The organism is Rhodopirellula europaea 6C (genome assembly GCF_000338295.1).
GTDB classification, from domain to species: Bacteria; Planctomycetota; Planctomycetia; order Pirellulales; family Pirellulaceae; genus Rhodopirellula; species Rhodopirellula europaea.
In genome coordinates, this window is sequence record NZ_ANMO01000064.1 from 1 (window position 1) to 11,775 (window position 11,775).

Annotated in this window: 9 protein-coding genes and 1 tRNA gene; 4 read left to right on the forward strand and 6 right to left on the reverse strand. The window is 55.9% G+C overall.

Annotated features, from left to right (window positions below; genetic code table 11):
- Positions 1–155: 155 nt before the first annotated feature.
- Together RE6C_RS32120 and RE6C_RS05275 are read left to right on the forward strand one after the other, a co-directional pair.
- Positions 156–314: a hypothetical protein gene (locus tag RE6C_RS32120; protein ID WP_160167187.1), complete on the forward strand. Its 159-nt coding sequence runs from the start codon at positions 156–158 to the stop codon at positions 312–314.
- Positions 315–469: 155 nt separating this feature from the next.
- Entirely contained in the window at positions 470–994 is a 525-nt protein-coding gene (locus RE6C_RS05275) for a hypothetical protein (RefSeq protein WP_236617958.1), read from the forward strand.
- Between the two features lie 624 nt (positions 995–1,618).
- Here RE6C_RS05275 and RE6C_RS05290 read toward each other — a convergent pair.
- The 3 genes from RE6C_RS05290 to metK all read right to left on the reverse strand — a co-directional run bounded on the left by RE6C_RS05290 (position 1,619) and on the right by metK (position 3,873).
- Positions 1,619–1,692, reverse strand: a tRNA-Arg gene (locus tag RE6C_RS05290).
- Between the two features lie 104 nt (positions 1,693–1,796).
- Positions 1,797–2,651, reverse strand: coding sequence for a metallophosphoesterase family protein (locus RE6C_RS05295; RefSeq protein ID WP_008654554.1), 855 nt, complete (start codon positions 2,649–2,651; stop codon positions 1,797–1,799).
- Positions 2,652–2,685: 34 nt separating this feature from the next.
- The gene (gene metK, locus RE6C_RS05300) at positions 2,686–3,873 is read right to left on the reverse strand and encodes a methionine adenosyltransferase (protein WP_008654556.1); all 1,188 of its coding nucleotides are present in this window, start codon (positions 3,871–3,873) and stop codon (positions 2,686–2,688) included.
- Between the two features lie 141 nt (positions 3,874–4,014).
- Here metK and RE6C_RS05305 point away from each other — a divergent pair, with 141 nt between their 5' ends.
- Positions 4,015–5,169 (forward strand): vWA domain-containing protein, encoded by a 1,155-nt coding sequence (locus RE6C_RS05305; RefSeq protein ID WP_039961261.1) that lies wholly within the window; start codon positions 4,015–4,017, stop codon positions 5,167–5,169.
- A gap of 422 nt (positions 5,170–5,591) precedes the next feature.
- On the opposite strand, the gene RE6C_RS05310 is transcribed toward RE6C_RS05305, so the two are convergent.
- Both RE6C_RS05310 and RE6C_RS05315 read right to left on the reverse strand, forming a co-directional pair.
- A complete protein-coding gene (locus RE6C_RS05310) occupies positions 5,592–6,323 on the reverse strand; it encodes a glutamate synthase (RefSeq protein WP_008654559.1) in 732 nt (243 codons plus the stop codon).
- 1 nt (position 6,324) lies between these two features.
- Positions 6,325–7,224 carry a purine-nucleoside phosphorylase gene (locus RE6C_RS05315; RefSeq protein ID WP_039961262.1) on the reverse strand — a complete coding sequence of 300 codons (900 nt, stop codon included), beginning with the start codon at positions 7,222–7,224 and terminating at the stop codon, positions 6,325–6,327.
- 300 nt (positions 7,225–7,524) lie between these two features.
- Between RE6C_RS05315 and fusA the strand changes: the two genes are divergently transcribed.
- A complete protein-coding gene (gene fusA, locus RE6C_RS05320) occupies positions 7,525–9,612 on the forward strand; it encodes an elongation factor G (protein ID WP_008654561.1) in 2,088 nt (695 codons plus the stop codon).
- An 87-nt stretch (positions 9,613–9,699) separates the two neighbouring features.
- Here the strand turns inward: fusA and RE6C_RS05325 are convergent, their stop codons facing one another.
- Positions 9,700–11,463, reverse strand: coding sequence for a ShlB/FhaC/HecB family hemolysin secretion/activation protein (locus RE6C_RS05325; RefSeq protein ID WP_008654567.1), 1,764 nt, complete (start codon positions 11,461–11,463; stop codon positions 9,700–9,702).
- Positions 11,464–11,775 lie beyond the last annotated feature (312 nt).

The window sequence follows — 11,775 nt, forward strand, 5'->3', positions numbered from 1 at the left end:
CAATGCGAAACCGATCCCGACGCCAGTCAGTAAGAGTTATCGCGATGGCACGATGTGCACCTCGACCGTTCCGGAACTGCGACGCGTGCGTCGCCATCTAGCGTGCGTCTCCTTCTAAACGGTGACACCGATGTGTTGCTTGCTCAATTTTCGCGATGCGATGTGACTGGTTCGCCAACTTGCTGGCATCGCCGACGCAGGCGGTCGACGGCATGGCCGATTCCAATGAGCTGTATCGGGCGGCGGTGACCTCCGGCTTCGGTGGTGAACCAGCATTCATGGCAGCGAATGATTATCGTATTCGTCTTGTTTGAATGTTTGGCAGTACGCGGCTTTTGGTGATGCCGCCCTTTGCGAAGGTTGAATCAATCGGATGCGGAAGACCACGAAGACCTCGAAACGGAGCGGGCAACAAGGCGATGATGATCGGACGAAGCGAGTCAAAGCTCGAAAGCAGCTTCGCGATTGGTTGACTCGATTCGGGAAGGACGAGATCAAGCTCCAGACTGAGGAGGATGTTAAGCAACAGGCAAGTCATCTCGTCTCGCTAGTTCGCGAAACGCACTCGCGAAGCAGTTCGGCTGCTCACCGGCGGTTCAAAGAAATCGCAGCCGCGGTCGATGATCAGATTGGCCTGATTGACCAAAGCGAAAAGCACATGAAGATGCTCTTTGAGCGGTTGATTCGTGCCGCGGATGCGGAAGTCGACTTTAAGTGTCCTTGGGATCATCTGCTGATGGAACTAGAGCGCAAGCCCAGACAACTGACTGTTGCCAGGGCGCTTTGGGATGCCAACAAGGACCTGTCAGCAGAATGGACAATCCCGCTCGGTGACTTCGTTTACAAGGTTTGGGGGCGCGATTTCGTAAAGACCTCAAAGATTCGCCCGGTCATCTGCAAGCTTGCGAAGTTCATTAACGAGCGAGGAGTTGGCCTGAAAATTAAGGTGCATGACAGTGAGGGCGTGCACCGAATCGATTGCAAACTTACCTAGCTTAGCCGCCGTTTGCCAAATTCAGTTTGTGCTTGGCACATTTACCAGGGTGAACGTCGGGCAGATGGTCAACCTGACCACTCGATTTTCACCCGATGTGTCGCCTCAACTGCAAGTTTTTGGCAAGCACATGAGTGATTCTCCGAATCGAAGATCTCCGTCCCCAAACGATCGGACGCCCGTTCAACGCGGGTTGAACTGCGGCGTCCGAAAACCGACCGATCAAGCGAACCCCTCGCGTTCACGTACCGGCAGGCAGCTGAGGCGTTGCAGGTCAGCGTGTCGACGATCAAGCGTCGCGTCATCGACGGTGATCGGAAGGTCGTGAAGATCGGCAACCTCCCCCGAATCGGCAATACGGTCGAGGTAGCGATGCGACACGACGTGATCATCAAGAAGCGAAAATATGACGGGCCCCGCCAGGACAGAAAGAATCGCTCATTGATCAACTGACACCCATTCCAATTTCCCTCGTTTCAAGCAAGGAAAACAAGATGATGAAGCCCAGCAAAGTCGGGACAGAAAGCGGGACACTCAGTGCTATTCAGAGGCATTCACAGAGGTTCACGCGAAGTGACAAAGTGCGGAAAACACCGTGTTTTCCGCATTCTATGAAGTACCTGATACCCCCGACAGGATTCGAACCTGTGACCTGCGCGTTAGGAATGCGCTGCTCTATCCAGCTGAGCTACGAGGGCGTTTGGGTTGCAATGCGTTGTTTGAGTTTACGTTGCTTGTGGTGAGGCTGGAAGATCGTTTGGGGATTGGCAACAGAGGATGTTTGTGCTGCAGGGCTGCGTTCTCAGGGGAAGCAGATGGCGGGACGCGAGAGGTCCAGGGAGTCTGGCTCGATCGTGAGCATCGATTCGATTTCCAAACTGCCGTACCGTGAAAAACCGGTGTGGACGACGAGGTTGTCGGCGATCTGTGCGATGCCGTCGTGATGAGTGTGCCCGCACAAGACAACGTGTTTGCGGTTGGGAGCCTGCTCGGCGGCCTTGCGGAGTGCTTGGCCAACTTGGCCGCAGACGAAGAAGGGGGCCCAGTTGTCGTCGGTCGTTTTGCCTTCGTACCAACACGCTTCGCGGAACGGTGGGACGTGGGTGGCGATCAAGACCTGTGTGATCTCGTCGGACAAATTGTTTAGCTTGTCCGTCAAGCGTTCCGCCGCGGCTTTGCCTTCCGCGATCAGAAGCGATTGCCAGCCATCGGGATCGCTGGTTCGAAAGTCTTCGATCAGTTGAAAATCGTTAAGGCGAACGTTGGACCCGGCGTAGTCGCCTTGCGTTGCGTCGCCCCATCCATCGTCACCGATCAAAACCGTGGATGCATTGAGCGGCATCGCGGGGTGGTCGGTGAGGTAGGTCAGTTGCGGGACGTCACGGCAGAGAGCAATCAAATCGCGACGCGTGGACGCGATCGATTTGCCATAGAAATCGTGGTTGCCGAGCACGAAGTGAATCGGCCGATCCAAGGATTCGGCCAAGCATCGCAATTGATAGGCAACATCGTCTCCTTCGGACAAATCGCCGGTGATCAGAATCGAGTCTGGATCGAGTTCCAGCAGTTTCGCCACCCACGATTGCCAAACATCGAGTTTGGCATGATCAAAGTGCGGGTCGGTGATCCAAGCGATTCGGCGAAGAGGCTGATTCAAGGAGACGTTGCAACGACTTAGGAAGGACGAAACCTCAAGCGGTGGCGGTTGCACCAGCGGCTTCGGCCAAGGCGTCCGCTTTGTCGGTCTTTTCCCAAGTGAAGCCTTCGCCATCGCGACCAAAGTGGCCGCCCGCGGTGGTTTCAACGAACACAGGGCGACGCAGTTGCAAGTGATCGATGATTCCGCCGGGAGTCAACGGGAAGTGCTCGCGGATGAGTTCGCAAAGCTTGGCGTCATCAATCTTGCCGGTGCCTTCGGTGTCAACGTGAACGCTGACGGGTTCGGTCACACCAATTGCGTAAGCCAATTGAACTTCGCAGCGTTCGGCCAAGCCGGCGGCGACAATGTTCTTGGCAACGTAACGAGCCATGTAAGCGGCACTGCGGTCAACCTTGGTCGAGTCTTTTCCGCTGAAGGCACCACCACCGTGACGTCCCCAGCCGCCGTAGGTGTCGACGATGATTTTGCGACCGGTCAAACCGCAATCGCCGTGAGGTCCACCGATGATGAACTTGCCGGTTGGGTTGATGTGATACTTGATGTCGCCCTTGTCCAACTCGGCTGGGATCGAAGGTTTGACGACGTTCTCGATCACGAACTTTTCGATTTCGTCGTGCGAGACATCGGGGCCGTGTTGAGCGCTGACGACGACGGCTTCGATGCGAACGGGGCGATTGCCTTCGTATTCAACCGTGACTTGGCTCTTGTTGTCGGGACGCAACCAGTCGACTTCTTTGTTGAAGCGAGCTTCGGTGATGCGGTTGATGATGCGGTGCGACAGCGCGATCGGCAGTGGCATCAATTCAGGAGTGTCTTTGCAGGCGTAGCCAAACATCAAGCCTTGGTCGCCGGCACCGATGTCTTTGCCCGATGCTTCGTCGGAGTTCACTCCTTGAGCGATGTCAGGGCTTTGGGCGTCGAGGCGAATTTGAACTTCGCAGGTTTTTCCATCGATCCCGATGTCAGGATCGTCGTAGCCGACGGCAACGATGGTGTCGCGGACGATCTTTTCATAATCGACGTCAGCCTTGGACGAGATTTCGCCGGCGATGACGGCCAAGCCGGTGGTGACGAGTGTTTCGCAAGCGACGCGGCTGTGGGGGTCTTGGGCCAACAATGCATCCAAGATGCTGTCGGAAATTCGGTCCGCCAGCTTGTCGGGGTGGCCCATGCTGACCGATTCACTGGTGAAAAGAAAACGGCCTGATTCGTTACTCACTACACTGATCTCCGGGAAAACAAACGAACATTGATCGCCGATGGAATTTCGTTTCCTCCCGCGACGTGCCCCATAGCGTAAAGTCTGGTCTCGACGGCGCAAAGCGGCACAAATAACGGAAAAGAACGCACTTGAGTTGCCATGGCCACCTCGCCTTCTAACGAACCCCATTCAGACGGCCGAAAGTCCGGCCGTTCGGGAGCGACTCGCCCAACTGGCAACGACCCGCCCGCCGTCACTCCTTGGCAGCGGCCGGCGGTATCGACTTGGCCGCTGGTGGGTTCGTGTTTGGCTCACCTGATATTAATCGGATCGATTCTCGGGTGGGTGAGTTCTCAGTCCGCTGGCACCATTGAGCAGCCGACGACCAGCGTTGGTGTGGCGATGGCGTATCGGTTGCCCGATCGGACTCGGTACGTCACCGAAGATTCGTCGGAAGATTCCGATGCCGCGACGGCGGATGCATCCGATCGGAAGGTGGACGAGCGTTCCAAGTCGGTCGATCAGTCCGATGCCGAGCAGTCGCAATCGACTGCTTCTGCCGCGTCCGCTCCGCCCGCTGGGTTTGTTCCGCCGGTGGATTTGGATGGCTTGTTTGCGGAGATGACTCGCCGAGGTGTGGCGGCGGGTGAGTCGCAAGGAACCGGCGTGGAAGGCGTTTTGCAATTTGGCGAGGGTAAAATCGCTGACCAGTTGGGCACTGGCGAGCTTGTTCCGGGGACGTCGCGAGCGGGCGAAGGTGCCGGTCAAACGACGACGTCGGTGTTCGGCGTGTCGGGTTCCGGCAGCACGTTTGTTTATGTGTTTGACCACAGCGAAAGCATGTCCGCGTCCGGTGGCAAGCCATTGCGTGCGGCGAAGCAAGAGTTGATCCGCAGCTTGAGAACACTCAGCGAGCGTCAGCAGTTTCAGGTCATTTTCTACAACGATCGTCCCAAGGCGTTTTCGCCGGATGGTCAAACAACGGGGCTGGTGTTTGGTGAGGATGGAATTCGCCGGCGAGCCGAAGCGTTCGTGAACCGAACGGTTGCGGTCGGTGGGACGGAACATCAATTGGCGTTGAGGATGGCGCTCAGATTGGCACCCGACGCGATTTTCTTTTTGACGGATGCATCGATTCAAACGATGAGTGCGGATCAAATGGCAGACATTCGCCGGAGAGCGGAGCAATCGGGAACGGTGATCCACGCGATCCAGTTTGGCAGCGGGCCCGAACCAGCGAACTCGTTCATGAAAGAAATTGCTCGCCAGAATCGCGGTGGATATCGCTACCTCGACGTTGTCGCTGGCGGGTGAGGGAATCGTTTTCCAATCAGCTTCGGAGATCGCGCATCAGAGTAGAACAGTTGTCCTCAACTGTTCCGTCGGGCAGCCTTCCATCGCCAAGCCTCATTGCACCCAAGTCCACTTTCAAACGTTCGCGTCACACTGCTCGACGAAACCAACCTATCACGCAAACATTGGGACATATGTTCTACTCTGAAAGGACATCCAGCCCTCGCTCTCGCGTCCACCTGAACGGCTTCGCTCGACCTTCTGCCAAACTGCGGTATGGGGGAGAAGCAGGTGCCGGAAGCCCGCCGAAAAACGGAATCAAAAAGCTGCGAGACATGTCTGGAGTTGGGAGCGGCTTCGGAGGAAGACCGAAGTCTGGCGACTCCGCCTACGATCCGATGGAGAGCGAAATCAGGCCAACCAGAGTGACAGCGGGGCCGCTTCTAACGCCAGTTCGGGCGGATTTCACCGGCACCCGCTTCTTCGGCGTCCAAGCGTGCTTTAGGAATGATGCGACGAAACTCGGATGCCGAACCACGTATGGAGGCACCCATCAAAAGCAAACCCAAACGGACTTCTTCGCGTTTTCTCAAGGGAGCTTCGATGACTCCGGGGGCCAGCGATTTGGCTTTGCCTCGCAGGAAGACGGTCACGTTGTTCAGGCCGTCACCGAGTCGGTCGCCCGCATCGCCACCGACCACGATTGTGCCGCCGAGAGCACCCGCACCGGTGTCATCGCCAACGCTTCCGCGAACAAAGATGCTGCCGCCGCGCATCGCCGAGCCAACTCGATCGCCCGCCGAGCCGTAAACGGCCAGCGTTCCTCCGGTCATGGCGGAACCTAATCCGCAGCCCGCGTTGCCGGTGATCAAGACGACTCCGCCACTCATCCCGTCACCAGCACCATGGCCAACGTTGCCGTCTAGCCGAATGTCTGCGTCACGGCAAAAGGCAAAGGCGTAATCACCCAGGTTGCCCGTCGCTTGAAATCGAAGCGGAGTCTCGCAACGCATCATGGCGGAGTGTTGGCTTTTCAGACCAGTCAGCTCGACCAGCGGTGCGGGGTCGTCTTCGCCGGATTGGCAGGGGATCGATTGCAAAGCGGCGTGCAATTCCGCATCCGACATTTGGGAAATGTCAATCGAATGATCGGGCTGCTGGGGTTCCTTCGTCACATCAAGCTCCGTGGGTGGCAATCGCTCGAACGATTTGTTGTAACCGCTCGGCAGCTCGCTCGCACACTTCCAAGACATCCGCGTGGTCGGCTGTCGCGGGTGCGTCGGGCAATGCGAGGTTGGTGACGACGGAGATACCAAGCGTTCGGACTCCGGCCGAGGCGGCACACAACAGTTCCGGCACCGTGCTCATGCCAACCAGATCAGCACCGAGACGCCGCATCATTCGGCACTCCGCACGGGTTTCGTAGTTGGGACCGTTGACGGCCAAATACATTCCTCGTCGAAGTTCAAACCCGTTCGTATGAGCCGTTTGATGAGCAATCGCGTCGAGCTGCGGATCGCAGGTGCTCAGGCTTCGTCGGAAACATCCCGCGGCAGCGGCGGACTCGTTAGCCGAGTCGTTTGTTCGTTGAAAACTGATTGGCGGGGCACCCAGTTTTCCATCCAGCCAACTGCTGTGTTCGTTGAGGAGGACTAGGTCGCCGACATTGAAATTGGGATTCAATCCGCCGGCGGCGCAGCTGACGACGAGCTCGTTGATTCCCAATCCCGCCATCAGGGCGACCGGCCGGGTGACCTCCCGAAGGGAATGACCTTCGTAAACATGCAGGCGTCCTGCCATCGCGATGACGGGGCGAGCTGCCAAGTGGCCGATCAGGAATTCGCCACGGTGGCCTGACGCGGTGGACGCGGCCAGCCCGGGGATTTCGGCGTAGGGCACGATCGTGGGAGACTCGATTGCGTCAGCCAGTCCCCCCAAACCACTGCCCAGGACGACTCCCAGGGGAGGTTTTTTGAATTTAGCCAGGATTGGAGCTCTGTCTCGGAGGGCCGCAAGCGATTCGGAGGGATCGGGAGCGGAGTCCGCGACGGCGGGGCGGTCGAATTTGATGGGCAAAATCGTTTCAAAAATCCAATGTCAGGGGGGATCGGGCCGCAATGGCGAGCAAAGATTGCGCCTGATTCGTTTTGGGGTTCCCGATCGGAGCCACCTTTGCGATATTTCCGTTCGATTTCTTATGTGATTCGAAAAGAATGTCCGGGCGATTCCCGGTTTTGCCAGTCTACACCCCCCAACAATTTTTGACGATTCGTCGGCCACCCTCCAAATCCTCCCGGAATTACTGCGACATCCATGTCAGAGTTGTCGACGGGCGAGATTGGAACCGCCGCATTGGTCGAGCTTAGGTGAAGTATTATGAATTTGGAGAAGGTCAGAAACATTGGTATCAGTGCCCACATCGACTCGGGCAAGACCACTCTGAGCGAACGCATCCTGTTTTACAGCGGACGTATCCACAAGATCGAAGATGTTCGCGGTGGCGGTGACGGCGCCACGATGGATCACATGGAGCTCGAAAAAGAGCGTGGGATCACGATCACCAGTGCCGCGACCAGCGTGACGCACAACGGTTATCACATCAATCTGATCGATACCCCCGGCCACGTTGACTTCACCGTCGAAGTGGAACGCTCGCTGCGTGTTCTTGATGGTGCGGTTTTGGTTCTGTGCAGTGTCGGTGGCGTTCAAAGCCAGTCGATCACCGTTGACCGCCAAATGAAGCGATACCAAATTCCTCGCTTGGCGTTCATCAACAAGATGGACCGTACCGGTGCTAACCCGCGTCGCGTTGTTGAACAACTTCGCGAAAAGTTGGGTGCCGATGCCTTCCTCGCTCAAATCCCAATCGGTGCGGAAGAGAATTTCCGTGGCGTCGTCGACTTGATCGAAATGGTCGCTTACACCTTCGAAGGCGACCAAGGCGAAAAGGTTGTCACCAGCGAAATTCCTGCTGACTTGAAAGACGAAGCGGAAGAAGCACGCATTGCAATGTTGGATTCATTGTCCAACTACAGCGATGAAGTGATGGAATTGCTGCTGAGCGAAGAAGAAGTGTCCAAGGACATGATCTACCGGGTCATGCGTGAAGCAGTTCTCAACGGTGCGACTCCCGTTTACATGGGCAGTGCATACAAGAACAAAGGTGTTCAGCCATTGCTCAACGCAGTCACCGAGTATCTGCCCAGCCCACTGGATCGCGAAATCTACGGACGTGACCCTTCGGACGAAACCAAGAAGATCGAATTGTCACCCGATGCGGACAAGCCGTTCGTGGGCATGGCGTTCAAGATCGTCGAAGATCCATTCGGTCAGCTGACCTTCATGCGTATCTACCAAGGTACGATCAAGAAGGGCGAAGCGTACACGAACCAGCGTTCGCAGAAGAAAGAACGCTTCAGTCGGATCGTGCGAATGCACAGTGAAAAGCGTGAAGAAATCGACGAAGCGGGCCCTGGTGACATCATTGCCGTCATGGGTATCGATTGTGCTTCCGGGGACACGTATTGCAGCGAGCGTGATTACGCGACGTTGGAGTCGATGTACGTGCCTGAGCCCGTCATCAAGATCGCCGTCAATCCACTGAACCGTGGCGATGGCGACAAGATGAGCAAAGCGTTGCAACGCTTCCGCAAGGAAGACCCAACGTTCAGTGTTTACACCGATGAAGAAACCAACGAGATCCTGATCTCGGGGATGGGTGAGTTGCACCTGGAAATTTACATCGAACGAATTCGTCGCGAATATGGCGTCGAAATCGAAGTCGGTGCTCCAAAGGTTTCCTACCGCGAAAGCCCGACTCGCGAAGTCGAGTTCAACTACAAGCACAAGAAGCAAACCGGTGGTTCGGGTCAGTACGCTCACATCGTTGGCAAGCTGATCCCGATCGAATCGGAAAGCGAAGACAGCTTCGAGTTCGAAGAAAAGGTTGTTGGTGGTCGTATTCCAAAGCAGTACATCCCTGCTGTTGAAAAAGGCTTCCGCGATATCCTGGGCAAGGGCCCAATTGCTGATTACCCCGTTGTGGGAACTCGCATCGAGTTGCTCGACGGTAGCTACCACGACGTTGACTCGAGCGAAAAAGCCTTTTACACGGCTGCTCAAGGTTGCTTCCGCGAGTACTTCAAGCAAGCCGCTCCGAAGTTGCTCGAACCGATCATGAAGGTCGAAATCGAAGTGCCAGAAGACTTCCAAGGTACCGTCACCGGTGACGTCATTCGTCGTCGTGGTCTGATGACCAGCAACGATACCAACGAAGGCATGACCGTCATCTTGGCGGAAGTTCCTTTGGCAGAAACCTTCGGTTACGCGACCGACCTTCGCAGCATGACTCAAGGTCAAGGAACGTTCACGATGGAATTGGCGGCCTACCGTCAGACTCCTTCGAACATCCAAGAAGAGATCATCGCCGAACGCAAAAAAGACGAATTGGCTGGCGCTCGCTAAGCCACTTCGATTGTTCAAACACGAAAACCACGCGACTCACCTCGCGTGGTTTTTTTATGCTCGGACCGGATGACGGGCGAGCGACCGTCAACGAACTCGCGGGCCGAACAGAGACACGATTCCGATGTGAACACGGTCTCGGCTTTCGGCACCCGGCACGGATTCAAACCCGTGACCATACGAAGCTCGCATCGAGATTCGATCGCTGATCGCCAATCGCATGCCCAGGCCGGCGCTGATCAGAAATTCATCACTCACCTCACCTGGCAGAGCATCCTGGACCGAACCTCCACCCATGTCGAGGAACGTGAATGCTCGAAAGGTATTGGGGTCAGAGCAGGTGCCAAAACGTTTTGTGCGAGGCCCAAACTCCAGAGAAGCGAACCAGCCATCATCGCCACTGTAGACACGTTGATCGTACCCACGAATGGAGTCGTATCCGCCAAAGCCAAGCGTCTCACTGAACAGCAAACGTTCTGAGGCTAGCTGCCCAACAAAACGCCCCATTAGTTGCCAATCTTCTCGAACATTCCACATGCGTTCCGCACGAAGACGAGTGTAGAAGTAGTCAGGTGTCGTGTTTGCTCGAATCGTATTGAAGGCTGCGGTGTTGTGATCGCTGGTGAATCCACTGCCTGGACCAACAAAAGAATCAAGTGTCAACAGTCCGTATTCGTCTCGACAGCCGCGCCAAAGGTGTTGGAATGACAGACGCAATTGCAGCAGGTCTGCCGCTGAATTTTGGACCTGTTGGCCGCCGAATTCCAAGTTGTTGTTCGTTTGTTTGAAATCGGCACCGATGGACCAGTTTGTGTCCACCCATTGAGTCTTTTGAAGATGGCGGGTGATTCCTAGACCAACCTGCCAACTTTCTCCGTCTTGGTTGACCGTTGGAATGGTTGGGCTCACTCCGGCCCAGCTTCCGTAAGCATTCCAACTGTACGATCGATTGACGGGTTGTGCGTAGCTGACGCTGTGGGCATTCAGTCGATAAAATTCGGCATCGGCGGTGTATTGATAACTGAGAAGACCACCTTTGCCGAACGCGTTGCCGTAGATCATCCCGGCATACAACCGCTCCAAACCGAGAGTGCGAACACCGGTGTCTTCGTAGCCTGTGTACCCTCGGATCGGGCACACATCATCAATGTCGAAGATGACATCTGTGGTTCCGTCGACTGCACCAGGACGCATATCAACGGAAACGCGCCGGAACGGATTCTGATTCAGCCAGAACAAATCATTGTTGAGTTTGTTCTCGTAGATCTTGTCGCCGCGTCGTGTGCATTGAATCCAGCGGCATAGATCGTCCGCGTCGAAATGGCATCCGTCGGTGATTTTTACTGAGCCAATTCGCGTTTCAGTGACAACGATTTGGACGACGCCCGAAGTGATCTTTTGTTCGGGGATTACGACGTCGACAACCGGTTGTCCGCTTTTTCGATAGTACGAGATGATGTCTCGCGACATCTGGTTGAGACGCCGAAGCGTGACGGTCCCACCAATGTATCGATTCAAGATAGCTTGAACGCCATTACCGTAAACCAGCGAAGTTGAATCATCAAAGTCATGCTGGATGCCCAAAACTCCCGCGTGAGAATCTTCCGCGTCGACCTTGTCGTTGTGGTCTAAGACAATGATGCCCGCCAGTTCTTCAACGAGGACCTTGTCGCTTCCTTGAACCGGTTCCAACCTTTCGGGTTGAACTCTCGGCTGAGCCGAAGGCTGGCTCGGCACGGTCAGGGGTTTGTAGCGTTCGTAGTTCTGGGCCTGCGCCTCGGCACCGTTGCTGATGAAGGTTGCCGCGGCAATGCACGCTGCCAATGCGGATCGTTTCCATCGGGAGTTCATCGGTGGTAATCCTTTACCAGGGGCCAGTGGTTTTCCGGATTTGTTTTTTCAGGGGGATATTGGCAGGGTGACTTGACTGCCCAAACCGGTCAGCTTTCACATCGGCCTCATGCCACCCAAATTAGAGGGGAATGCTTCCGTTACCCGTGATTGCAGCGGAGCGTCGGTGAAATTTCGGTATGAGCCGGTTGCTCAACCTTTTGGGTAAAAACGTCAAAGTCGCCCTTAGCCACCCAACTCAACAGAAAATCATTGACTCTTCCGGGGGGGCTATCCAAACTAGCTGACGCTCCGGGGAGTGCGTCTGTGATG

Excerpts from the sequence above, each read along its gene's own strand:
- RE6C_RS32120 (WP_160167187.1), top strand. The coding sequence starts at position 156 with ATGCGATGTGACTGGTTCGCCAACTTGCTGGCATCGCCGACGCAGGCG.
- RE6C_RS05305 (WP_039961261.1), top strand. The coding sequence starts at position 4,015 with ATGGCCACCTCGCCTTCTAACGAACCCCATTCAGACGGCCGAAAGTCC.
- fusA (WP_008654561.1), top strand. The coding sequence starts at position 7,525 with ATGAATTTGGAGAAGGTCAGAAACATTGGTATCAGTGCCCACATCGAC.
- RE6C_RS05325 (WP_008654567.1), bottom strand. The coding sequence starts at position 11,463 with ATGAACTCCCGATGGAAACGATCCGCATTGGCAGCGTGCATTGCCGCG.